Annotated in this window: 19 protein-coding genes; 10 read left to right on the top strand and 9 right to left on the bottom strand. The window is 62.6% G+C overall.

Translation table 11 applies throughout. The features are described 5' to 3' along the window. Window positions 1-59: 59 nt before the first annotated feature. Both ACN0SC_RS00835 and ACN0SC_RS00830 read right to left on the bottom strand, forming a co-directional pair. Window positions 60-770, bottom strand: coding sequence for a haloacid dehalogenase type II (locus tag ACN0SC_RS00835; RefSeq protein ID WP_417247768.1), 711 nt, complete (start codon window positions 768-770; stop codon window positions 60-62). Window positions 771-817: 47 nt separating this feature from the next. Beyond that, window positions 818-2,026 carry a cytochrome P450 gene (locus tag ACN0SC_RS00830; protein ID WP_417247767.1) on the bottom strand — a complete coding sequence of 403 codons (1,209 nt, stop codon included), beginning with the start codon at window positions 2,024-2,026 and terminating at the stop codon, window positions 818-820. 60 nt (window positions 2,027-2,086) lie between these two features. Between ACN0SC_RS00830 and ACN0SC_RS00825 the strand changes: the two genes are divergently transcribed. From ACN0SC_RS00825 to ACN0SC_RS00805, 5 genes are all read left to right on the top strand, one after another. Continuing rightward, complete coding sequence (locus tag ACN0SC_RS00825) at window positions 2,087-3,964, top strand: sensor histidine kinase (protein WP_417247766.1); 1,878 nt, start codon at window positions 2,087-2,089, stop codon at window positions 3,962-3,964. A gap of 11 nt (window positions 3,965-3,975) precedes the next feature. Next, the gene (locus ACN0SC_RS00820) at window positions 3,976-5,205 is read left to right on the top strand and encodes a sigma-54-dependent transcriptional regulator (protein WP_417248533.1); all 1,230 of its coding nucleotides are present in this window, start codon (window positions 3,976-3,978) and stop codon (window positions 5,203-5,205) included. A gap of 292 nt (window positions 5,206-5,497) precedes the next feature. Continuing rightward, window positions 5,498-6,499: a DctP family TRAP transporter solute-binding subunit gene (locus ACN0SC_RS00815; RefSeq protein WP_417247765.1), complete on the top strand. Its 1,002-nt coding sequence runs from the start codon at window positions 5,498-5,500 to the stop codon at window positions 6,497-6,499. A 145-nt stretch (window positions 6,500-6,644) separates the two neighbouring features. Next, window positions 6,645-7,334: a TRAP transporter small permease gene (locus tag ACN0SC_RS00810; RefSeq protein WP_417247764.1), complete on the top strand. Its 690-nt coding sequence runs from the start codon at window positions 6,645-6,647 to the stop codon at window positions 7,332-7,334. Window positions 7,335-7,339: 5 nt separating this feature from the next. After that, window positions 7,340-8,737 carry a TRAP transporter large permease gene (locus tag ACN0SC_RS00805; RefSeq protein WP_417247763.1) on the top strand — a complete coding sequence of 466 codons (1,398 nt, stop codon included), beginning with the start codon at window positions 7,340-7,342 and terminating at the stop codon, window positions 8,735-8,737. Between the two features lie 107 nt (window positions 8,738-8,844). Here the strand turns inward: ACN0SC_RS00805 and trpD are convergent, their stop codons facing one another. Both trpD and ACN0SC_RS00795 read right to left on the bottom strand, forming a co-directional pair. Then, window positions 8,845-9,861: an anthranilate phosphoribosyltransferase gene (gene trpD / locus ACN0SC_RS00800; RefSeq protein ID WP_417247762.1), complete on the bottom strand. Its 1,017-nt coding sequence runs from the start codon at window positions 9,859-9,861 to the stop codon at window positions 8,845-8,847. Beyond that, window positions 9,858-10,445: an anthranilate synthase component II gene (locus tag ACN0SC_RS00795; protein WP_417247761.1), complete on the bottom strand. Its 588-nt coding sequence runs from the start codon at window positions 10,443-10,445 to the stop codon at window positions 9,858-9,860. Before ACN0SC_RS00795 ends, trpD begins: the two co-directional genes overlap by 4 nt. Before the next feature lie 244 nt (window positions 10,446-10,689). On the opposite strand from ACN0SC_RS00795, the gene ACN0SC_RS00790 reads away from it, so the two are divergent. Together ACN0SC_RS00790 and ACN0SC_RS00785 are read left to right on the top strand one after the other, a co-directional pair. Continuing rightward, complete coding sequence (locus ACN0SC_RS00790; RefSeq protein ID WP_417247760.1) at window positions 10,690-12,090, top strand: divergent polysaccharide deacetylase family protein; 1,401 nt, start codon at window positions 10,690-10,692, stop codon at window positions 12,088-12,090. A gap of 403 nt (window positions 12,091-12,493) precedes the next feature. Next, window positions 12,494-13,297: a DUF2189 domain-containing protein gene (locus ACN0SC_RS00785; RefSeq protein WP_417247759.1), complete on the top strand. Its 804-nt coding sequence runs from the start codon at window positions 12,494-12,496 to the stop codon at window positions 13,295-13,297. Window positions 13,298-13,348: 51 nt separating this feature from the next. Here ACN0SC_RS00785 and ACN0SC_RS00780 read toward each other — a convergent pair whose 3' ends face one another. The 5 genes from ACN0SC_RS00780 to bcp form a co-directional block, all read right to left on the bottom strand. Further along, window positions 13,349-14,242: a DMT family transporter gene (locus tag ACN0SC_RS00780; protein ID WP_417247758.1), complete on the bottom strand. Its 894-nt coding sequence runs from the start codon at window positions 14,240-14,242 to the stop codon at window positions 13,349-13,351. 248 nt (window positions 14,243-14,490) lie between these two features. Then, window positions 14,491-15,030 (bottom strand): bactofilin family protein, encoded by a 540-nt coding sequence (locus ACN0SC_RS00775; RefSeq protein WP_417247757.1) that lies wholly within the window; start codon window positions 15,028-15,030, stop codon window positions 14,491-14,493. Then, entirely contained in the window at window positions 15,020-16,324 is a 1,305-nt protein-coding gene (locus ACN0SC_RS00770; RefSeq protein ID WP_417247756.1) for a DUF5930 domain-containing protein, read from the bottom strand. The genes ACN0SC_RS00775 and ACN0SC_RS00770 overlap by 11 nt, the downstream gene beginning before the upstream one ends. 501 nt (window positions 16,325-16,825) lie before the next feature. Beyond that, window positions 16,826-17,665 (bottom strand): ferritin-like domain-containing protein, encoded by an 840-nt coding sequence (locus ACN0SC_RS00765; RefSeq protein WP_417247755.1) that lies wholly within the window; start codon window positions 17,663-17,665, stop codon window positions 16,826-16,828. Window positions 17,666-17,670: 5 nt separating this feature from the next. Then, window positions 17,671-18,132 carry a thioredoxin-dependent thiol peroxidase gene (bcp, locus tag ACN0SC_RS00760; RefSeq protein WP_417247754.1) on the bottom strand — a complete coding sequence of 154 codons (462 nt, stop codon included), beginning with the start codon at window positions 18,130-18,132 and terminating at the stop codon, window positions 17,671-17,673. Between the two features lie 142 nt (window positions 18,133-18,274). Here bcp and ACN0SC_RS00755 point away from each other — a divergent pair, with 142 nt between their 5' ends. From ACN0SC_RS00755 to ACN0SC_RS00745, 3 genes are all read left to right on the top strand, one after another. Then, entirely contained in the window at window positions 18,275-21,658 is a 3,384-nt protein-coding gene (locus tag ACN0SC_RS00755) for an AsmA-like C-terminal region-containing protein (protein ID WP_417247753.1), read from the top strand. Window positions 21,659-21,670: 12 nt separating this feature from the next. Next, window positions 21,671-22,732 carry a tRNA preQ1(34) S-adenosylmethionine ribosyltransferase-isomerase QueA gene (gene queA, locus ACN0SC_RS00750; protein WP_417248532.1) on the top strand — a complete coding sequence of 354 codons (1,062 nt, stop codon included), beginning with the start codon at window positions 21,671-21,673 and terminating at the stop codon, window positions 22,730-22,732. Window positions 22,733-22,831: 99 nt separating this feature from the next. Next, window positions 22,832-24,115, top strand: coding sequence for an MFS transporter (locus ACN0SC_RS00745; protein ID WP_417247752.1), 1,284 nt, complete (start codon window positions 22,832-22,834; stop codon window positions 24,113-24,115). Window positions 24,116-24,294: the final 179 nt, after the last annotated feature.

Genomic DNA, 24,294 nt, shown 5'->3' with positions numbered 1-24,294 from the left:
AGGGCGGGCGCGGGATTTCGTCGCGCGCTGCGTTTGTGTGTCGGGCCTGTGTCTCTGCGTCAGGCGGTGAGACCCGCGATCAGTTGGTCGGCCAGTTCGCCCATATCTCCCCCGATGAAATCCGGTTGCGGCACCTGTGCCAGCGCGAGCGGCGCATTGTGCGGGCGGGCGACAAACCCGCCACGCCAACCGCGCGTCTGAGCGCCAATCGTGTCCCAGATATGACAGGCAATCATGCAAAGCTCTTCGGGTTTTGCGCCAAGGGTTTCTGCCGTGCTGTCATAGATGGTGGGGTGAGGTTTGAACCGCTCGCTCGCATGCACGGTGAAATGCGCCTCGAAGAATGAGGCAATGCCAGCCTTTTCCAAAGGCGAGGGGGCGGGCGAGGGTGCGGAATTGGTTAGCGTGACGAGCTTGAACCCCGCGTCCCGCAATCGCGTCAGGGCGGGGGCCACATCGGGATAGGCGGGCATGGAGGTCAGACGGGTTTTCAATTCCGCGATGTCCTCAGATGTCACCTTCGCCTGATGGTTTGCCGCGACCATTTCAAACACGGCGGCGGCGATCTCTCCGAAGGGGCGATAGAGGCCCGTCAGAGTGAGGGTCTGGGAGTAGAGGATCAGTTCGGGGAACCATTCGCGCAAGACCTTCGCATCCCCGAAGACGCGTTCGAAGAGCGGGGAGAGGCTCGTGAGGTCCAGCAATGTTTCATTGACGTCAAACACCAGAATGCCGGGGCGCGACGGGTGGGCTGTGTGGCTTGGGGTCATGAGGGAGACCTTTCACGTGGGAGGCCGCGACTGAACGGGGTTTAAGGTTAACGCGTCTTAACCATGAGTTGGGACAGCCCGTGGAAATGCCACGTGTCGGCATAGACTGGAGGTTCGGCCAGCGATAACTCGGGGAAGCGGGCGAAGAGGCGGGGCAGGGCCACGCGCAACTCCAACCTCGCAAGTGGCGCGCCGACGCAGAAGTGGATGCCCGCGCCAAAGGCTGCGTTTTGCTTGATCGGGCGGGTAGGGATGAAGCGGTCAGGATCGTCCCATGCCTCCCCGTCGCGCCCCGCCGCCGCAAGCAACAGCCCGATGCGGTCGCCGCGTTTGAGCTGTGTGCCCTGAAACTCCATGTCCTCGTAAACCCAGCGGTTGAAAAGGTGCAGCGGCGGATCATAGCGCAACACTTCCTCGATCAGCGCGTCGATCCCCTCGCCGTGGATGAGGGTGCGGTCGGTGTCATGTTCCAGCAGCGTTTTCACCGCGATGCCGAGACTGTGGACCGTTGCCTCATGGCCTGCGTTCAAAAGCAGGATGCAGGTGGTGATCAATTCCTCGGTAGTGAGCTTTTCGCCCTCGGTTTCGGCGGCAATCAGGTGGGTGATCAGGTCGTCACGTGGATCGTCGCGGCGTGCATCCACATAGGCGCGCATGAAATCGGAGAAGGCAATCGCGGCGGCTTCGGCGGCGTCCTGCGTCGCGCGGTCGGCATTGGGCGTGTAGACCGCCACCATCGCGTTCGACCAAGCAAGCAATTGGTCGCACATTTCCTCGGGCACGCCGAGAAGTCGCGCGATGACGCGCACGGGCAGGGGTTTGCAGAAATGGTCGAGCAGGTTCACGGGTGAATCGGAACCACTTTCCTCGAAGGTTGCGGCCAAGCCGTCGAGCAGGTCGTCGCAGATCGCCTCGATCTCGGGCTGGAACCCTTTGATTCGCCGCGAGGTGAAGGCGCGCAGCACCAGACCACGTAGACGGCGGTGCGCATCGCCCTCCAGTTCCAGCATCGAATGGGCGTCGATTTCGTAGAAGGTTTTGAGCGTGGGCGGAATGTCGGGGGCAAACCCCTCGGGCGCTTCGCGTCCCAAACGGTTGTCGCGCAGCGCCATGGCCACACCGTCATGCGAGGCCACAACGCCGTGGCCGATTTCCTCCCAATGCACCAGCCCGCCCATGGCCCGTAGTTGGTCGTAAAAGGCGTAGGGGTTCTCGACGAAGGCGGGGTCTTTGATGTCTTGGCTCACTGATTTCATGCCCTGACGCTGCCGCTTCGCGCTTTGCTTTGCAAGCCAGAGTTTCTATCGTGGCCGCTGATGACCCCGCATGAGCCTGATATTCCCGCAGCAACACCTGCGCGCGACGCTGAAATCCACGTGCCGAGCCTGCGTCGTGTCGGGCTGGCGGTTGGTTTCGTGCTGGCGGCGGTTCTGTTTGGTGCGGGGGTCTATGCGCTGGCGTGGCGCGCCGAACTGGATCAGGCCGCCGAGCGCGGGCGGGCCGATCTGGCCTTGGCGGCTGACCGACTGACCACGGGGTTGCAGCGGTATCGCGAGTTGGCGGTGCTTCTGGCCGATCATCCCGTGGTGGTTTCGACCGCACTGGCGGGCAGCGGTGTGCAGGGGGAAACCGCGCGGGCGGCTGCCGAGTTGCTGCAATCCACAGCGGACAAGACGGGAGCCTATGCGCTTGGCATCTACGATGACAAGGGGCGGGCGCTGCAAGCGATGGAAAACGCCGCAGTCACCCCCGCCTCGCTGGAACGCGCCTTGCACGGGGCGCTTGGTGCGGATCGTGTGATTGTGAAAGGGGTGGCCACACCCTCGACCGAGACGCCAGAGACAGCTGTGGTGGACAAGCGGCGCTATATCTTCGCCGCGCCCGTCTTTACTCCGCATGGCCCTGCGCGCGGCGCTTTGGTCGTGCACATCGATATCGAGGCGCTGGAATGGTCATGGCCGACGGACCCTTCGGCGGTCTTTTTCACCGATCCGCAGGGGCTTGTTTTTGTTTCCAACCGCTCTGAACTGGTGCTGCGCGGGACCGATCAGGCGCCCCTGCCGCTCGTGCGGCGTGGCATCACGGGGGGGCACATGCTGGTGGAGGTGGCTGCGGGGCCTTACCTTCCTCGCCTTGCGCTGCATCTGGTGCAAGAGGTGCCTGTCTTTGGCCTGAACGCGCATCTCCTGTTGGATCTGGCGCCCGTGCGCGCACTGGCGGCTTTGCAAGCGGGGCTGGCCACCACGCTTTTCCTGACTTTCGGTGCCTTCCTCTACGTCGCGATGGCGCGGCGGCAGACCTTGGCCGTGGCCAATGCGCGGCTTGAGGCGCGGGTGGCCAAACGCACGCAGGCATTGGAGGCGGCCAACCGCGAGTTGATCCATGAGATCGCAGAGCGCGAGGAGGCCGAGGCGCGGCTTAAACGGGCGCAGGCCGATCTGGTGCAAGCGGGCAAACTCACGGCGTTGGGCGAGATGTCGGCGGGGATCAGCCACGAACTCAATCAACCGCTTATGGCGATCCGTTCTTTTGCGGAGAATGCGCAGGCGTTTCTGGAACGCGACAACGCACAGAAGGCGGGCGAGAACCTCGGGCGCATTTCCGAACTGGCCCGCCGCATGGGCCGCATCATCAAGAACCTGCGCGCATTCGCCAGACAAGAGAGCGAGGCCGTCACCGATGTTGATCTGGGGGCCGCGGTGGACGGGGCGCTGGAGATGATGCAGGCGAAGATTTCGCGGACGGGTGTGGAGACAGACTGGACACCGCCCGCGCGTGCGGTGCGGGTGCGCGGTGGCGAGGTGCGTTTGCAACAGGTGGTGATGAACCTCGTCTCCAATGCCGCTGATGCCATGTCGGACAGCCCCGTAAAGCGCATCACCATCACGGTGCAGGACGGCGATCCCGTGAGATTGCGCGTTGCCGACACGGGGCCGGGGATTGCCGAACCTGAAAAGATGTTCGATCCTTTCTACACCACCAAGGAGGTCGGCGCGGCGCAGGGGATGGGGCTTGGCCTGTCGATCTCCTACGGGTTGATCCAGAGTTTTGGCGGCTCCATACGCGGGATGAACCGCGCGCCCCATGAGGGCGGCGGGGCGATGTTTGAAATCACCCTGCCGCGTGCAAAATCGACGCGGGACGATCTGGACGAAGATAACGCGGACGACGAGAGCAGGAAGGAGACGCAATGAGAACGAGCGGGATTGTGGATCGGGTCGTGCTGGTCGATGACGACACATCGGTGCGCGAAGCGCTTGGGCAGACCTTGGAGCTTGAGGGCCTGCGCCCGACACTTGCGGGCAGTTTCGTCGCGGCCAAGGATCATATCGTCTCCGAGTTCGCGGGCGTCATCGTCACTGATATCCGTATGCCCGGGAAGGACGGGTTTTACCTGCTCGATTATGCCCATTCCGTCGATCCCGAATTGCCCGTGATCCTGCTTACGGGTGAGGGGGATATTCCGATGGCGGTTAAGGGGATTTCGGCGGGGGCTTTCGATTTCCTCGAAAAACCCTGCGCGCCGCAGGAGTTCATGGCCGTGGTGGAAAAGGCGCTGCGCACCCGCGCGCTGGTCCTCGAAAACCGCCGCCTGAAACGGCAGGTCGCGCAAGGGGACGCCGCCGCCCGCCTGTTGCGCGGCACCTCACCCGCCTCCAAGAAGATGCGCGAAGAGGCTCGCACGCTGGCGCGTTCGGCGGCCGATGTGCTGATTACGGGGGAACCTGGGGTGGGTACAGCCAAGATGGCCGAGGTGGTGCATCTGCTTTCGGCGGGCAGTCAGGCCCCGTTCCTCAAATTTTCCGCCGCTGCACAGACGCCCGAGAGCCTTGCCGTGGCCTTCCATGATGCCAAGGACGGGACGGTGTTCCTCGACGAGGTGGCCGCTCTGCCGCAGCCCGCGCAATTCGCGCTGCTTGACCTGTTGGAAACCCACGACCGGCCGCGCCTGATCGCGGGCACCTATGCCGATTTGGGCGAACTGGCGGGGGCAGGGAGCTTTTCGCCCGATCTCTTCTACCGCCTTGAAGCCGCCGTCATCCGCATCCCGCCGCTGCGCGCGCGGCGCGAGGATATTCCGACCCTCTTTCGCCACTATGTCGATATCGCCTGCGAACAGTCGGATCTTCCCGTGCCGACCATCGGTCAGGACGTGATCGCGCGGCTCATGGCACAGGACTGGCCAGGCAATGCGCGCTCACTGATGAACGCGGCTATGCGCTTTGTGATGGGGCTGAGCGAAGGGGAGGAGGCGCGCACAGAGGAACTGGGTCTGGCCGAGCAACTCGCACAGGTCGAACGCTCGCTGCTGATCGCCGCCCTGCAACGGCATAAAGGCAATGCAACGGAGGCCGCCAAGGGCCTGAAACTGCCGCGCAAGACCTTCTACGACAAGCTGGCCCGCCACGAGATAAAGGCAGAGGCGTATCGGTAGAAGGGGCGGGATGTGTCGCTCAGAGACTCGGAATAGTGTGCGGCAAACCGCACAGTCGTCGTTAACAGGTGAGCGGAGAGCCGCACATGATGCGCGGGCAGCATAGCAGAGTTGCGTGTTTTGTTATTTTAAATATCTGAAATCTAATAACTTTTCCCAAAACTAACAAAACCGTTACCTTTTTCTTGCCCGACCTATGCGCAGGCTGTTCTTTCTCCTGCGAGCCTAGCGAGGCGGGAGGTTTCGCGGGCGCTACTCGATTTGACGAGACATATACTTCGGGAGGACACCCATGAAATTTCTCGCAACCGCCGCTACGGCCCTTGCTCTTACCGTCACCGCTCAGGCTGGTTTCGCTGCCTGTGACGATGGTGAAATGGTCATCAAGTTCAGCCACGTGACCAACACCGACAAACACCCCAAAGGTATCGCCGCGAACCTCTTCATGGAGCGCGTGAATGCCGAGATGGACGGTGTTGCCTGTGTCGAAGTCTACCCCAACTCCACGCTCTACAACGATGATCAGGTTCTCGAAGCCATGCTTCAGGGTGACGTGCAGATGGCCGCACCTTCGCTGTCGAAGTTCGAGACCTTCACCAAGGTTTACCGCATCTTCGATCTGCCCTTCATGTTCAAGAACATGGCCGCCGTTGAGGAATTCCAGCAGTCCGAAGCTGGTCAGGCAATGAAAGAGAGCATGGTGCGTCGCGGGCTTTTGGGCCTTGGTTTCTGGCACAACGGTCTCAAGCAGTTCTCCGCCAACAAGCCTCTCGTGATGCCCGAAGATGCCGCAGGTCTGAAATTTCGCGTGCAGCCCTCCGATGTGCTGGTCGCACAGATGGAAGCGCTCGATGCCTCGCCGCAGCCGATGGCCTTCTCCGAAGTCTATGGCGCGCTGCAAACAGGTGTTGTTGACGGTCAGGAAAACACTTGGTCCAACATCTACGGCCAAAAGTTCTTTGAAGTTCAGGACGGGATCACCGAGACCAACCACGGCCTTCTCGACTACATGGTCGTGACTTCTGTGGACTGGTGGGAAGGTCTGGACGCTGATGTGCGCGACCAGATTGCATCCATCATGGACGAAGTCACCAAGGAGCGGAACGCCGCGATTGCGGAAGTTGACGCGGTCAACCGTCAGTCCGTCCTCGATGCAGGTGGCACGATCCGCGAACTCACCGACGAACAGCGTCAGGCATGGGTCGACGTGATGAAGCCCGTTTGGGAACAGTTCGAAGGCGACGTGGGTGCCGATAACATCGCCGCCGCACAAGAGATCAACGCCAAGCACTAAGCGCTGCGTCAAAACACTGGCAGCGGTCCCGCCCGATATGGCGCGGGGCCGTTTGCCGCAACTGGCCGCAACAGTGCCGCGCCCGCGTCGGGCGGGCAGGGGCGGCAGGCTCCACACAGTCAGGGACCAAAGGGGACGGGGACCTATGTCACAAGACCACGATTCTACGTCACAGGCGCCGCTTGCGCGTTTCTTCGATGCGCTGGAGGAAAACACCATCGCGCTCATCCTCGGGCTGATGACGCTGATCACATTCGTTAACGTGACCCTGCGCTACGTCTTCAACACATCGCTGATCTGGGGGCTCGAAGCCGTTCTGATCCTGTTCGCGTGGGTTGTGCTTCTAGGGATTTCCTACGGGTTCAAAAAGACAACGCACCTCGGTGTGGATGCGGTCGTCAACATGCTGCCCACGCGCGGGCAGCGGGTTCTGGCGATCCTCTCGGCGCTGGCCTGCCTGGCCTATGCGCTACTGCTGATGAAAGGCGCGTGGGACTACTGGGCACCTTTCGCGGGATTGCAGCCGACCGAGGGGCGCTGGTTCCCTACGGGCTTTACCGAGAACACCCGTGACCGTGCTTTCTACATCACCGATCAGGTGCCCATGCTGGAGATCTTCCGCTGGCTCGAAGATGCAATCAACTACGGCGAGCGCTATGACAAGTTGCCCCGTGTGGTGCCCTACGCGATCCTGCCCTTTGCCGCCGCGCTGATCCTTCTGCGCGTGGTTCAGGCCACCATTCGCGTCATTCAGGGCAAACAGAACACGCTGATCGTCAGCCATGAAGCCGAAGAAGAAGTCGAGCGCGTGGCGCACGGCGAAAACGAGGAATAACACAAATGGCAGTCGCTTTTCTCTTCGCTATGGTCATCGGCCTGTTGCTGATCGGCGTGCCGATCGCAGTGTCGCTGGGGCTGAGTTCGATCATCTTCCTTCTGGTCTATTCGGATGCCTCGCTGGCCTCCGTGGCCCAGTCGCTCTATCAGGCGATGGCGGGGCACTATACGCTTCTGGCCATTCCCTTCTTCATCCTCGCGTCCTCCTTCATGTCCACGGGCGGTGTGGCCAAGCGTATCGTGCGCTTCTCCATTGCCTGTGTTGGCCACTTCCACGGCGGTCTGGCGATTGCGGGTGTGTTCGCCTGCATGATATTCGCTGCCCTGTCGGGTTCTTCGCCCGCGACCGTGGTGGCCATCGGCTCCATCGTCATCGCGGCGATGAAACAGGTGGGCTATTCCAAGGACTTCGCTGCGGGCGTTATCTGTAACGCGGGCACGCTTGGCATCCTGATCCCGCCTTCCATCGTGATGGTGGTCTATGCCTCCGCCACAGATGTCTCCGTGGGCCGTATGTTCCTCGCGGGTGTGATCCCTGGCATTCTTGCAGGCACCATGCTCATGATCGCGATCTACGTCATCGCGCGGATCAAGAGCCTGCCGAAAGGCGAATGGGCAGGGTGGGGCGAGATCGGCACCGCCTTCCGCGACGCCTTCTGGGGGCTGATGCTCATCGTCATCATCATGGTCGGGATCTACGGTATTCCGGGTGTGACGGGCGCGATCTTCACGCCGACCGAAGCTGCCGCCGTGGCCTCCGTCTACGCTTTCCTCGTGGCTTCCTTTGTCTACCGCGACATGGGACCGCTGTCGGCGGCCAACAACGGTGGGGCCACAGTCTCGCTGCGCAACAAGCCCGCAGCTCTCGTGACGGCCTTCTTCCACCGCGACACGCGCCAGACGCTCTTTGATGCGGGCAAACTGACGATCATGCTGATGTTCATCATCGCCAACGCATTGATCCTCAAACACGTGCTGACCGACGAGCAGATCCCGCAAAAGATCGCGCAGGCCATGCTCTCGGCGGGCTTTGGTAAGATCATGTTCCTCATCATGGTCAATGTGATCCTGCTGATCGGCGGGCAGTTCATGGAGCCGTCGGGGCTGATCGTGATTGTGGCGCCGCTGGTCTTCCCGATTGCCATCGAGCTTGGCGTGGACCCGATCCACCTCGGCATTATCATGGTGGTGAACATGGAGATCGGCATGATCACGCCGCCCGTGGGTCTCAACCTCTTTGTCACGTCAGGGGTGGCGGGAATGCCGATGATGGCAGTGGTGCGTGCGGCACTGCCCTTCCTCGCGATCCTGTTCGTCTTCCTGATCCTTGTGACCTATGTGCCCTTCATATCGACCTACCTGCCGACAACGTTGATGGGGCCAGAGATCATAACGAATTGACGCGCAGGCGCGTCACGGCGGACACGGTTCGCCACACCCAAGCGGCAAAAGGCCTCCCCATTCAGGGAGGCCTTTTGCATTGTGTTGGAGGTGATTGAGAGGGGCGGCTACCCCCCAGAGGTCAGAGCCGCCAATCCTTCGAGCTTTTCGAGCGCCTTGCCCGAGGCGATGCTCTCGGTCGCGATTTCGACACCGTCCCTGAGGTCGGCTGCCTTGTCGGCCACCACAAGAGCGGCGGCGGCGTTCATCAGCACGGCGTCGCGGTAAGCCCCTGTCTCGCCTTTGAGCAGGTTCAGCATGGCCTTGCCGTTTTCCTCTGGCGTGCCGCCCAGAATGTCCTTGAGCGGATGCACGGGCAGGCCCGCGTCTTCGGGGTGGATGTCCAACGAGCGGATATCGTCATTTTCCAAGGCTGCAACAGAAGTCGGGCCAGTGATCGACACTTCGTCGATGCCTTCATGACCGTAGACCAGCCATGCCTTTTCAGAGCCAAGCATTTGCAGCACTTCGGCCATGGGCCAGATCAAGTCGGGGGCGAAGGCACCCGTGAGTTGGCGCTTGACGCCTGCGGGGTTGGTGAGTGGGCCAAGGATGTTGAAGATGGTCTTGCATCCCAACTCGACCCGCACGGGCCCGACATATTTCATCGCGGGGTGGTGCATGGGGGCCATCATGAAACCGATTCCGATTTCGTTGATCGCTTTTTGGACGACTGTCGCGTCCACCATCACATCAATGCCGTTGACCGACATGGCGTCGGCGGAGCCGGATTGCGAGCTGAGGTTGCGGTTGCCGTGTTTGGCCACGGTCACACCCGCGCCTGCAACGACAAAGGCCGTGGCGGTGGAGATGTTGAGCGTGCCCAGACCGTCGCCCCCTGTGCCGACGATGTCCATCGCACCCGCAGGCGCGGAGACGGGCACGCATTTGTCGCGCATGACCTTGGCGGCGGCGGCATATTCCGACACGGCCTCGCCACGGGCACGCAGCGCCATCAGGAAGCCGCCGATTTGCGCGGGTGTCGCCTCGCCGTTGAACAGGATTTCAAAGGCGTCTTCGGCCTGCGCGCGGCTCAACGGGCCTTCGGAGGCGGCAAAAATCAGGGGTTTCATCGCGTCACTCATGCCGCTTCTTCCTCTTTCAACTGGTCCAGAAATGTCTTGAGCATGTCGTGTCCGTGCTCGGAGCGGATGCTCTCGGGGTGGAATTGCACGCCCTCAATGGGCAATTCCTTGTGGCGCAGACCCATGATCGTGCCGTCGCTGAGTTCCGCTGTGACTTCCAGACAATCGGGCAGGGTGGCGCGGTCCACGATTAGCGAGTGATAGCGCGTGCCTTGGAGTGGCGAGGGCAGACCGGCGAAGACGCCTTTGCCCTCGTGATGGATCTCGCCCATCTTGCCATGCACGATCTCGTGGCAGCGTACGACATTGCCGCCAAAGGCGTGACCGATGGACTGATGCCCCAGACAGACGCCGAAAAGCGGCGTGCCTGTTTCGGCGGCGGCATGGACGAGCGGGACGCAGATGCCCGCCTCGGCAGGTGTCTTGGGCCCAGGTGAGAGCAGGATGCCCGAAGGTTTGAGCGCCATGGCCTGCTGCACATCGAGCGCGTCATTGCGCACAACTTTCGCGTCCCACCCCAACTCGCCAATGTAATGAACGAGGTTGTAGGTGAAGCTGTCATAGTTATCGATAAGCAGTAGCATGACGGGCGCCCTTGGTGGTTTCGTCGATGGTTTCGTCGGGTCGAACGCGCCATTTGGCGTGTCGCGAGCCTGTCGGGCGACAAATCCGTCACATAGGGGGATGAACCGTCCTGAAAGGCACGCTATACATGTTCATGAAGGCGCGGCGAGGGTCAAGGGCAAGACCCGCGCCAAAAGCGTCGAAACGGGTAATATTTCGAGCGGGATAGAGGGTTGTCCCGCGACAGTGAGGAGCAGTCGCAGCATGGGCCGCGGAATTCTGTCGGGTTTGATTTGGGGCGTCGTCGTAGGCGGCGGGATCCTTGTGGTGTCCAACGAGGTGGTCGCGCCGCGCTATGTGGTGCTGGAGGCGCCCGTGCCGCAAGCCGATGCCGAAGGGCCCGTCGAGGGCGCGCCCGATGCGCCCGTCGAGGACGAAAGCCCCGATCTGACCGCCGAGATGCCCGCCGCCGAGCCTGATCGCTCGTCAGCGCAACCTGATGATCTTGACGCCCCCGATGCGGATGCGCCGGGCCCCGCAGATGATGCTGCGGCCCCCGCGCCGCAAGCCAGCGATGCGGCCCCCGCGCCGATGGGCGGGGCGGTCGATCCCGAAGGGGAAGGCGATACGCTGCCCGACGGCGACGCTATGGGCGAGACACCTGTTCTGCCCGCGCCCGAGGCCCCCGAGCCACAAGTCGATGACACCATGGGCGAGGCCCCGACGCCCCCCTCCATGCCTGGCATGGGCAAGACCGTGCGCGTGCCCGAAGGGGCGGATACCGCACCTGAGCAGCCGCAGATGCCTGAGGACGGCGCGTCCGATATCGGCGACACCTCTTCGCCTCTGGGCGAAAAGGTGGGCTCATTTACCGACCGCGCCGACGACCGCATTTCCACGCGCCTGCCAACCATTTCCAATGGTGACGCGGGGGAGGATGCCTCCGAGGCGCCCGTTGTCATGGCCGATGCCCTGCCTGCGCTTGTGGCCTATTCCGCCGACTTCGATGCCTCCCGCGTCACGGGGCCAATGATGTCGATCGTTCTGGTCGATATCGGCGAGTTGGGGCCTGAAGATGCCGCGATCAGCCAGTTGCCTTTCCCTGTGACCTTCGGCGTAGATGTGCTGGCTCCTGATGCCGCAACCCGCGCGCGTGCCTACCGTGATCGGGGGCTTGAAGTGCTGGCCATGGTCGGCCTGCCCGACGGGGCCAGCCCGCAGGACGCCGCCGTGATCCTCGACAACGCGCGTGCGACCATGCCCGTTTCCATAGGTTTCCTCGACGTGCCCTCGGCCAGCTATCAGATGTCGCGTCAGGTCGCCGCGCAAGTGGTCGCTGCCGCCGCCGAGACGGGCCATGCGATTGTCACCTTCCCGCGTGGCCTCAATGCGTTGGAGCAGGAAGCCAAACGCGCAGGTGACCAACCCGCCGTGCTGGTCTTCCGCGATTTCGACGGGCGTGCGCAGGACGTGGCGGCAATGAAACGCTTCATCGACCAAGCAGCTTTCCGCGCGGGTAAGGATGGCGACATTGTTCTGGTGGGACGTGCCAAGTCCGATACCATCCTTGCGCTGGCCGAATGGGCCTTGGGCAACCGTGCGGCTTCTGTCTCTCTGGTGCCGCTGTCCTACCTGCTTACGGCGCAAACCGAGTCGTCGGAATAGTCCGCGCTCGCCGCCCATCCCGCGTTCAGCGGACAAGATCACACCGCCTCGCGCGCGGTTTCCAACATATTCTTGCGTGTTGGGCGCGCGTGCCGCTTGACAGGGCGGGGGTGCATCGCGTGAAGTATCGCCCACGACATCACCTGTTTGCGTGGGGAGGCGCAGTCAGGTGACAGGGAGGAGCGGCGGGGGGCCGCGGAATGTGTCGGGTGCTGGCGGGACGGAAGGAGCCTGCCTGCGCCGCTATCGACCAGACCGCATGAGCCGCCCGCCATTCATCCCCCACCGACATTGATGCGCTGCTGCCCGAAGGCAAAGGCTGGTCGTGATCCGCAAAAGAGATGCGGGCGCGCGCCGCGCGGGCAGGCTGCGGAAGACCGAAGCGAGAAGAGGAGAGCCACGTATGGGCGATGTAACGTTTGAGCAGACACCAACGCCGCTGGAGGCGGCCCCTCTGCCTGTCGTGCAACGCCTGACCTTTCATGATTTGCGTGCCGCACTGGCGGCGGGGTGGCGGGATTTCCGCCGCGCACCGCAGTTCGGCATGTTTTTCTCCGCGGTCTACGTGGTGATCGGTCTGGGGTTGGCCATCTTCGGCGCGGGCACGATGTGGTGGACTATGGCGCTGTCGCTGGCTTTCCCGCTCTTTGCGCCCTTCGCCGCCGTTGGTCTCTACGAGGTCTCGCGCAGGTTGGAGCGTGGTGGCGCGATGGACTGGTACAAGATCCTCGGGGTCGTGATCTCCGAGAAAGATCGCCAGATTCCGTGGATGGGCGCGATCATCGTGATCTACGTGCTGTTCTGGTCCTTCCTCGCGCATATGCTCTTCGCGCTGTTCATGGGGTTTTCCAACCTCACCAATATCTCGTCTAGCTACGAGAGCTTTCTGACCTCCAACGGGCTGACAATGATTGCGGTCGAGTTGGGCGTGGGGGCGGTGCTGTCTTTCGTGTTGTTTGCACTGACGGTGACGAGCCTGCCGCACCTGCTCGACAAGGAGGTGGATTTCGTCACCGCGATGCTCTTGTCTGTCGCCGTAGTGCGCCGCAATTTCTTGGTGATGCTGGTCTGGGCCGCGCTGATTGGCGCGTCGATGATCGTGGCGATGATCCCGTTGTTTCTGGGGCTTTTCGCGGCTCTGCCGATCTTCGGACATGCCACATGGCACCTCTACCGCCGTGCTTTGAAAGCGCCTGACGCGCCCTGACATCGCCCCCGCTACATCGCAAGGCCGCCCTAAAGGCGTGCGCCGTGTCGGTTAACGACCCCGCCCGAGCATCATGATGCCGAGCCCCGCGACCACGATCACCGTGCCGCCCATGAGTTCCCACGCATCGGGTCGCTCGGCAAAAAGCAGCGCGCCCATCCCCATGCCGAAGAGCAGCCGCGAGTAGCGGAATGGCGTGACAACCGAAAGTTCTCCCATCCGCATGGCAAAGGTCAGGCAGGTATAGGCCGCAACGCCGACCACAATCGCGCCTGCGAGATAGGCGGCGTTCACGGCGTCAGGCACGGCAAGCGCGCCACCGTCCCAGATGGTCAGCCCAACACCCGCCACGATCAGCGCGGTGAACCCGTAGACGCCGAGTTGTGCGTAGGAGAGCGATTTGGGGGCGGCGCGTGTGGTCAGGTCACGGGCCGCAAAGCCGAGCATCCCAAGCACCGCAAGGATGGACATGGGGGTGAAGCTCTCTGGCGTGGGGCGCAACACCATCAGCACGCCGATAAAGCCGAGGATGATCAAGCCCCAACGACGCGGCCCGACTTTCTCGCCCCACAGGATCGCGCCTGAGGCCGTGACGACAATGGGCGTGGCTTGCAGGATGGCGGAGGTGGAGGAAAGTGTGGTGTAGACCAGCGACAGCGTGAAAAAGAGCCGTCCCGCCACCTCGAAAAATGCGCGCAGCAGCATGACGCGCGAGAGCACCTCGGGGCGCAAAACCCGCTCTCCGCGCGCGCGGGTGAGGGCGGCATAGATCGCCACCCCGCCCAGTCCGAAGATCACCATGACCTCGCCCGTCGGCAGGGCATGCGCCGCCGTCTTCAGCAAGCTGTCCTCAACGGCGAAAAGCACCATGGCGAGAACCATAAGCGCAGCGCCGCGCAGGTTGGCAGCGCGCATCGGATCGGAGAGGGGCGGGGCAAGTGGCATGGGAGTGTCTCTTTCGGGATTTCGCGTGGACGCTACTGCCAAGTGCCGCTCAGGCGCAATCCAATTTGCGCAATGGCAACGATCACCACTTGTGATCTGATGATCAGCGGACGAGGCGCGTAAGCCGGGACCGCGTGTGACTTGAGATCAGACGCGGCTGCCCCACAAGAATGGGGCTCAAAAGGCGACCAGCAAAAAAGGCGACCCGTGGGCCGCCTTTCTGAAATCTTGGAAAGGGCGCTTGCGCGTTAGCCCTTTTTGTCAGCCTTCGCAGCGGCAGGCGCGGGTGTTGCGCTCTGCGTTTGGCTGGGCTTGGACTTGGCGCCCGTGCCGAGCGGATCGTCGGCACGTTGAACGGAGCCTTCGAAATGTGCACCGCTTTCGATGGCGATGGTTTTGTGAATGATGTCACCTTCGACCTTCGCGGTGGAAGTCAGGCGCACTTTGAGACCGCGTACGCGGCCCACAACGCGGCCGTTTACCACAACATCGTCGGCGATCACTTCGCCCTTGATCGTGGCGCTTTCGCCCACGGTCAGGAGGTGGGCGCGGATGTCGCCCTCGACAGTGCCTTCGATCTGAATGTCACCAGTGGTCTTGAGATCGCCGGTGATGGTCAGGTCGGTGGAGAGCACCGATGCCGCGGGCTTCACCTTGGGCTTGCTCGACGTTGCATAGTCGGGCGCCGCGGGCGTTGCGGGAGTTTTGGCGGGGGTTGCCGCCTCGGTGGTCTTTGCGTCCTCGCCCCGTTTCGGGCCGGGTTCGTTGATCCTGCTTTTAGAAAACATCTCTGGCAGCCTTAATGTAAGTCATCGGATTGACGGCGCGACCATTCACGCGCACTTCGTAGTGGAGATGCGTGCCTGTCGAGCGGCCGGAATTCCCCATAGCACCTATTTGCTCCCCGCGCGAGACCCTTTGACCAACTTTCACGAGAAGTTTGGACTGGTGGGCGTAGCGGGTTTCGATGCCAAATTCATGTTGGATCTTCACCAGACGGCCATATCCCGATTGCCAGCCTGCGAAAGTCACAACTCCGTCAGCAGTGGCGTAGATCGGTGTGCCGTAGGCGGCGGCGAAGTCTGTGCCCTCATGCATACGACCCCAACGCATCCCGAAACCGGAGGTGTAGCGGAAGCTGTCTTGGAGGGGCAGGGCGAAGGGCGCCTTCTGCGCCGCGATGCGGTAGAGGTTGAGGCGGTCCATCTTGTCGAGCAGCGCATTGGCGCGCGTGCTGTCGGGATCGGGCGGTCCGCCCATGGTGGAGAAGGTGATGGGTGTGAGCGGTCCACCCTGACCCGAATAGGCCGAGCGAACGGTCTCGATCAGGCTCTCTGTCGGCAGACCCGCTGCGCGGAACATCTTGTCCAGCGGTTCGACCGAGAGCGTCATGGCGTCTTCGAGTTGGGAGAAGATGCGGTCGTTCTTTTCTTCCATGATGCGCAGTTCAACCGCGAGATTCTCGGCCTGCGAACGGGCCTGATAGGCGTCGACGACCATATCGTCGCGTTCTGTGGCGATATCGGCCAGTGCGGTGGAGAGAATGTCGACGGTGGTTTCCATCTCTTCGGGCGTGATGCCTGCCGCGTCCGTGCCTTCGCCATTGGCCGAAGCCATCGCAAGCCGTTCGGACTCTCGCGCTTCATCGCGTTCGCGCAGCGCCTTGCGCAGGTTGGCTTGCGCCACGTCGATGCCTTTCGACAATTCGCGCACGCGTTCCTCGGAGGCGAGTAATTCGGACTGCATCACCGAAATCTGTTCAAGGGCAACGTTGAAGCGGTCTTGAGCGGCGGCGGCTTCGGCGGCGCGAGCGTCCCGCTCTGCGGCCAGTTGTTTCAGACGCCCCTCGTAGAGCACCAGATCACGGCTGGCCTGTTCGCGCAGGTTGCCCGACCCGATGCTGTCCATCAGCACGATGGCGGAGGCAATCGTTACCCAGACAATGACAACAGCGCTTCCCGAGAGGCCCACAAATTGCGTCAGCGGCGTCAGGCGCAAATAGCGCGTGTCATTCTCCGAGCGCACAAAGATGCGGCGCTCAGGAAGGTATCGTTCGAGCATTCGATTGATCATAGTCGTCATGTCGGCGTGAACCGTCCTCAAATTCCCCTGTATCCGCCTTCTCGCAGCGTCGGATCCCGTTCATCTGTCACATCGCGTCGAAGGAGGCGCCGCATTCGCCTTTCAGTCCCTTCCGCGCGATCCGCGGTGCCCTGACATGATCACCAGTGTGATCGCGTTCTCGGGGGCAATGCATCAGGTCCGTCCCTCGTGGTCCCTTTGCGAAAGCCCTCTGACCAACGACCCGTGTGGGCCAGCCGATCCAAGGCGCCGCCTTCTGGCGGGTTCTCCGACCCTTTCGTGTGATCACGCGTTCTCCTGCGCGTCACGGGCGGTTGCGTCGTGCTTATCAACCGATTCGAGGGCGGGCAATGGTTTTGGACGTTCGTGCGAAGTTTGCGCGGGAAGCACCTGTCTTTGGGCGGTTTTTTGCCGAGAATCATCCGCGCTTGTGCGGGGGTGCGCCACCCGTGGCCGCGCGGGCGCGTCAGGTGGTCGCAGAAGGCAGTGGCGCGTGACGCCTCAGCGCCGCGGGTGTTCCTCCGAAAGCGGCCAGTAGAAATCGGGCGGCAGGCCTGCCTCGGCGCGTTTTTCCTCGTTGAAGGGTGCTTTCGTGCCGCTTGGGAAATAGCGGCGCACAAGGTCATGAAAGGCCACAACGGGATCAAGGTTCTCGCGCCCGCACAGGAAGTGGAACCATTTCGACCCGTAAGCCACGTGATGCACCTCCTCGGCATAGATCACCTCAAGGGCCGCGACGGTTTCCTTGTCCTTGGCGGATTTGAAAATCTGGATCATGCCCGGTGTCACATCAAGCCCGCGTGCCTCCAGCACCATAGGCACGACCGCCAGTCGCCCCATGATGTCCTCCGCCGTATCTTCGGCGGCCCGCCACATGCCCGCGTGGGCGGCCAGTGCGCCATAATGGCTGTCCATTGCCTCCAGACGATCACAGATCAGGTTGAAATGCTTGGCCTCCTCATCGGCTGATTGCACCCAGTCGTCGTAGAATCCCATCGGGAAGGGCACATCGGTGAACCGCGCGATGATGTCCCAATGCAGGTCCACGGCGTTGAGTTCGATATGGGCGATGGCGTGGAGAATGGCGATGCGGCCTTCGGGCGTGCCAGGCTTGCGGCGCGGCACGTCGCGCGGGTCGAGCAGTTCGGGGCGTGCGGGGCGGGCGGGCTGGAGCGGCGGATTGGCGGTGCCCAGCGGCGGCGGATTGCCCGCCTTGCGTGCCTCCCGCCACATGGCGGCATATTTGCGCGACAGGGCCGCTTTCGCGCGCCCGTCACCACAGCGCAGCACCTCTTCGGCCATCTGCGCCAGCGTCTTTTGCGTGCCTGCCTCTTGCGTCATCCGCCTTATCCTTTCGCCGCTTCCAGCACGTCCGCGGCGTGGCCTGCGGGTTTCACCTTTGGCCAGACATGCGAAATAGTGCCTTCCTCGTCAATGAGATAGGTGGCACGGACGATGCCCCAGAAGGTCTTGCCATACATTTTCTTCTCCGCCCAGACGCCATAACGCTCACATACATCTCCCTCCGCATCCGACAGGAGCGGCACGGCCAGATCGTGCTTGGCGCAGAAGTTGTCATGTTTCTTCACACTGTCCTTGGAGATGCCGAAAACGCGCACGCCCTCCGCCGCGAACTCCGTGGCCAGCGCGGTAAATTCCAACGCCTCCGTGGTGCAGCCGGGTGTGTTGTCCTTGGGGTAGAAGTAGAGAACGACCTTTTGCCCGCGCAGATCGGAGAGCGTCACATCCTCGCCGCCATCGCGGGGCAGGGTGAAATCGGGGGCGGGGGTGCCAACGTCGAGTGTCATGGGGTCTCTCCTTACAGTTTGCGCGCGCGTGGCGTGTTTCGCCGTTGCGTTGCGGATCAGGTTTCGTTTTATGCGGTGATCGGACAAGATGGAACCGCGCGCGCAGCGATCAAGGTTGTGCGCAGGAGAGGCAAGGGCACGGATGAGCGACAAGGGTGCAGATCGCACGGAGGAGACGGGAGTGGATACGCCCCCCGTTGTGCCGCCCGAACGCGCCCGCCGTCCGCGCCGTAGCGCAGGACACCACGCGCTGCGCTTTACCATCGGGCTGATATCACTGTTGTTCCTGCTGACCGTACTGGCAGGACTGGCCGCGCTGTCCTTCACGGGGCGTGAAATCGTGCTGCCGTCACGCGCAACGGTGGAGATCGAATCCCGCATTAACGAAAGTCTCGGCGGGGCGAAGGTCTCGGTGGGGCAATTGGTGTTGCGCGTCGATGACAGTTTCGTGCCGCGTATCACGGCGCGTCATGTGGGCATCATCGACCCGAGTGGCGCCGAAATCGCCCGCCTCGACACGGTGCGCGCTTCGCTGTCGAAAGAGCGCCTGTTCGACGGGGAGATCAATCCGGACACGCTTTATCTCTCTGGCGCGCAGATCACCGTGCGCCGCGATACAGATGGGGCCTTCGCGCTCGATTTTGGAGGCATCGGTGGTGCGGCGGGATCTATGGCGGATGTGCTTGAAGCCATCGACACGGCCTTTTCCACCGACCCGCTCTCGCAGGTCACGATCATTGAGGCGCGCGATGTCACCGTGACCCTTGAGGATGCGCGGTCGGGGCGGATCTGGCAGGCGACCGATGCCGTTGCCACGCTTGAGAATGGCGATGAAGCGATTGATATCAATATGGATTTCTCGGTTTTCAATGGCACCGAGAACCTCTCCGAGATGCAATTCTCTTTCCGCTCTCTCACAGGGTCTCTAGCCGCCACTATCGCGCTGACCGTTAAGGATGCGCAGACCTCGGACTTTGCCCCCCAAAGCCCCGCGCTGGCCTTCCTTTCGGTGATTGATGCCCCCGTCTCGGCGTCGATGCGCGGGGGAATCAACGCCGATGGCGCGCTTGCGGGGTTTGCGGGCAGTCTGGAGATCGGCGCAGGGGTGTTCGACGCGGGCGCGGGCGCGACCCGTCTAGCCTTCGACGGGGCCAAGGTCTACGTCGACTACACCCCAGCCACCGAGCGTGTCGAACTGGTGGAAGCCTCGGTGGTCACGGAAGCCTTCGAGGCGGTTGGGCATGGTCACGTGCTGCTGCGCGATTTCGTCGGCAACTGGCCGCAACGCTTCGAGGGGCAGCTTGATCTGGAGCGTTTGGTGGTCCAGCCCGAAGACGTGTTCGTCGAGCCGCTGATCTTTGACGCGGGCGTGGTGGACATGTCCTTCGCGGTGGACCCTTTCGAGGTGCAGATCGGCCAACTGGCGCTCGGGCGTGGTGACTTGTGGCTGCGCGGGGATGGATGGGCCAAGGCGCGCGAGGACGGCTGGCACGCGGGTGTGCAGATGCATCTCGACGAGATCGACCATGGCGCGCTGATGGCGCTTTGGCCGCAAGGCGCGGTGCGCAATACGCGTGACTGGCTGATGACCAATGTGGACAGCGCCACCTATCACGACCTCGACATTGCCGTCACACGACGCCCCGACCGCACACGTCCCGATTTCTATCTCGACTGGGATTACACCGACGCGTCGATCAAATTCATGAAGACCCAGCCGCCGCTTACGGGCGCGGCTGGCACGGGCACGATCCTGCACAACCGCCTGACTGTGACCTCCCTGCACGGAGAGGTAACACCCGAACAAGGTGGCCCGATCCAGAGTGCTGGCACGGTGTTGACCATTCCCGACATCACCGTGAAACCCGCGCGGATGGAGTTGGACTTGCACAGCTCCTCCACGATCGAGGCGGCGTTGTCGATGCTGTCGGCTGCGCCCTTCAACGTGCTGCGCGGGGCCGCTTTCGGCCCTGACGTGGCCGAGGGTCAGGTGCGGCTCGACGGGCGGGTGTCCTTTGATTTGATGAAGAAAATTCCCCTTGAGGAGATCACCTTCGACATTGGCGGAGAGTTGAGCGATGTCTCGTCCGTCCAGATCGTGAAGGGCAAAACGTTGAGCGCGCAGGCGCTTGATGTGGCGGTGGACAGCGCAGGGATGGCGATTTCGGGTAATGCGACTCTCGACGGGGCGCAGCTGAATGCGGCGTGGAAGAAGGCTTTCGGACCCGCAGCGGCGGGGCTGTCGGACCTGACTGGCACGGTGCAGATCGACCGCACCTTCCTTGATGCTTTCGGGGTTCTGCTTCCCGAGGGCAGCGTGGAGGGGGCCGCGGCAGGGACGATTGGCGTCGAGATCGTGCGGGGGCAACCGCCGCGCTTTGATCTGCAATCCGATCTGGTGGGGCTGGAGCTTTCGATCCCTGCGATTGGCTGGCGTAAATCCGCCAGCGAGGCCGCGCTCTTCTCAGTGTCAGGCACGGCGGGAGAGCAGCCCGAGATTGACGGTTTGAGCTTCGAGGCGGCGGGCCTGTCGGCGCGCAATGCCTCGGCGCAACTGACCGAAGGCGGTGCGTTGGCGCGTCTGACCATTCCTGCGCTCACCATTGGCAACTGGCTTGAGGCGCCTGTTTCGCTTGTGGGGCGCGGCGCAGGCCAGCCGCTTGGCGTCGAGATCGCGGGCGGACGCTTTGATCTGACCGCGTCGCCCTTTGGTGGCGCAGCCGTGGGTGGTGGCGCGGGTCGTGCGAGCACGGCGGGTGGTGGTGGCCCTGTGTCGGGCAATTTTGAAACGCTGATCATCTCCGAGCAACACCGCCTCACGGGCGCGCGGGTCGATCTGTCAACGGCGGGTGGCCTGACGGGCACCTTCTCGGGGCGTCTGGGTGGCAGCGCGCCGATATCGGGCACGGTGAAGCCTGGCCCTTACGGGCCGACAATCACTGTGGCCGCCGATGACGCGGGTGCGGCGATGGTGGCGGCGGGGCTGATGGAAAAGGGGCGGGGCGGATCGCTCGATCTATCGCTGACCACACGGGCGGACCAACGCAGTTTCGACGGCGCGTTGCGTGTGCGCGACACCCGCGTTGAGTCGGCTCCACAACTGGCCGAGCTGCTCTCGCTGGCCTCGGTTGTGGGGGTGCTTGACCAGATGGTCAGCGGAAGTGGCATCGGCTTTTCCGACGTGCGTGCCGATTTCATCCTCGCGCCCGAACGGATCACTCTGACGCAGGCCTCTGCCGAAGGGCCGTCGCTTGGCATTTCACTCGATGGCATCTATGACACTGCCTCCGAGACGCTCGATATGCAGGGTGTCATTTCGCCCGTCTACTTCCTCAATGCCTTAGGTCAGGTCGTTGCCCGAAAGGGGGAGGGGCTGTTCGGCTTCAATTTCTCCCTCACGGGGTCCGCAAAGGATCCGAAGGTCTCGGTCAACCCGCTGTCCATCCTTACACCTGGCGCGCTGCGCAATATCTTCCGCCGCCCCTCACCGACATCGCAACCCGATGCCGCCCCGCAAAGCGAGTAATTTCCGATGAGCCTGACACTGTCCGATTTCGATTTCGATCTGCCCGAGGATCTGATCGCCACGCGTCCCGCCAAACCACGCTCCTCTGCGCGGCTGCTGGTGGCCACGCCTGATGCGATCCGCGATGCGGTGGTCACGGACCTGCGCGATATTTTGCGGGCGGGTGACAGGTTGGTGCTCAACGATACCAAGGTGCTGCCCGCACGCCTGACGGGCAAGCGGGGGCGCGATACGGCGCAGGGATGGCAGGAGGCGAAGATCGAGGTCACGCTTCTGGAACCGCAAGCGCAGGCGGGTGTGTGGCGTGCGCTGATCAAACCGCTCAAAAAGGTGCGCGAAGGTGAGGTGATCCGCTTCTCCGATGATCTGTCCGCCACGCTCACGGCGAAAGAAGACGGTGCGGCCTATGTCTCCTTCAACCTGACGGGTGAGGATTTTGATCGTGCATTGGCCGAGGCGGGTTCCATGCCCCTGCCGCCTTATATCGAAGCCAAGCGCAAGGCCGACGCGCAGGACAAAGAGGATTACCAGACCGTTTGGGCCAAGCGCAAAGGCGCGGTTGCGGCTCCGACCGCCTCGCTGCATTTCGACGAGGCGCTTTTGGCCGATCTGGCGGAAATGGGCGTGGAATTTACCCATGTTACGCTGCACGTCGGTGCGGGAACATTCCTGCCTGTGAAGGTCGAAAACGTTGACGAGCACAAGATGCACGCGGAATGGGGCGAGGTGACGGAAGGGGCCGCCGAGGAGATCAACGCCACCCGCGCCAAGGGGGGGCGCGTGATCCCCGTGGGCACCACCGCGCTACGCCTCATTGAAAGCGCCGCCCCCGAGACAGGCCGCATCGCGCCCTTTCTGGGAGAGACGGATATCTTCATTAAACCAGGCTATGAATTTCGCATCACGGACGGGCTGATGACAAATTTCCACCTGCCCAAGTCGACGCTGCTGATGCTGGTCTCGGCGCTTATGGGGCGCGAGCGGATGCGCGAAGTCTACGATCACGCGCTGGCGGAGAGATATCGTTTCTTTTCCTATGGCGATGCCTCGCTGCTTTTACCCAAGGGCCTGTGACACGGACGCGCCGCCAAGCGACACTACCACCCGTCCGCGCCACCAGACCAAACCGCTATTTGGTTTAACCTCCGCTCCGAATCTGCTTAGGCTCCGCTCATGAGACATGTCCTAACCACCGCGTCACCGCTTCTTCTGGGGATGCTCCTGTTGATGATCGGTAACGGTTTGCAGGGGCCACTTCTGGGTGTGCGCGGGGCCTTGGAAGGGTTCTCGACTTTCGAGATCTCTGTTGTCATGTCGGGCTATTTCGCGGGCTTCCTCGGCGGGTCGCGCGCTGCGCCTTTGATGATCCGGCGCGTGGGGCATGTGCGGGTCTTTGCCGCGCTCGGTTCCTTTATTTCGGCGGCACTGCTGATCTTCCCCGTCATCACCGATCCGATCACATGGACGGCGCTGCGCGTGTTGTTGGGGTTCTGCTTCTCGGGCGTTTACGTGACCGCCGAAAGCTGGCTCAACAATGCCGCCACCAACGAGACGCGCGGCAAGGCGCTCTCGGCCTATATGGTGGTGCAGATGATCGGCATGGTCATCGCGCAGGGCATCCTGTCACAGGGTGATCCTGCGGGCTGGGTGCTTTTCATCATCCCTTCGGTGCTGGTGTCGATCTCCTTCGCGCCGATCCTGTTGTCGATCACGCCGACGCCCGCCTTTGAAACCTCGAAGCCGATGACCTTCCGCCACCTTTTTGAAGTCTCGCCGCTGGGCTGTGTCGGCATGTTCTTCATCGGCGGGGTTTTCTCGGCGCAGATGGGCATGGCCGCGGTCTACGGCAATCAGGTCGGTTTTACGCTGGGCCAGATTTCCACCTTCGTCGCCGCGATTTACGTGGGGGCTGTGGTGCTGCAATTCCCGATCGGCTGGCTGTCGGACCGCATGGACCGCCGCCTCGTGATTTGCTGCGTGGCGGCCATTGGCGGGGTGGTTTCGATCCTCGGCGCGTTGCTGGGCGGCACGCTTGCCATGGCGGTCGGTGCGTCATTCGTGGGGGGCGGCATGGCCAACCCGCTCTATTCGCTCCTGATCGCGCATACGGGGGATCACCTTGAGGCCGATGATATGGCGTCCTCCTCGGGCGGGCTGATCTTCATCAACGGGGTGGGGGCCGTGGGCGGTCCTATGATCGCTGGTTGGTTGATGGGCTGGATGGGGCCGAGTGGCTACTGGGCTATTCAGGCCGTGCTGATGCTGTTGATCGCGGGCTATGCCGCATGGCGCATGACCCGTCGCCCTGCCATGCCGAGCGAGGATACGTCGAGCTACGTTGCCGTGATGCCCACGACAACGGCCGTGGCTGGTGAGGTCGCGCAGGAAGTGGCTATCGAAATGGCCGAAGAGACCTCTGAACCGGACGCGGAAGAGGCGACTGCTTCGCAACCCTGAGGCACGTGATTGGTGGCGCGAGGAGGCAGTGCGCGGGCCGCAAGAGCCAGATAATGGCCAATCGCGCCGTTTCCGCTCTCGAAATCCCCCTAAATTGTTTCAATCACGCAACAAAAATGACGGTGGAGGCATGTTCCCGCTAACTGCCTTGCTTCGTTATTTTGCCAATGTAACAGTCG

The sequence above is a fragment of the Celeribacter sp. genome (assembly GCF_048261515.1).
GTDB lineage: Bacteria > Pseudomonadota > Alphaproteobacteria > Rhodobacterales > Rhodobacteraceae > Celeribacter.
This window is presented reverse-complemented; position numbering and strand designations above follow the sequence as displayed.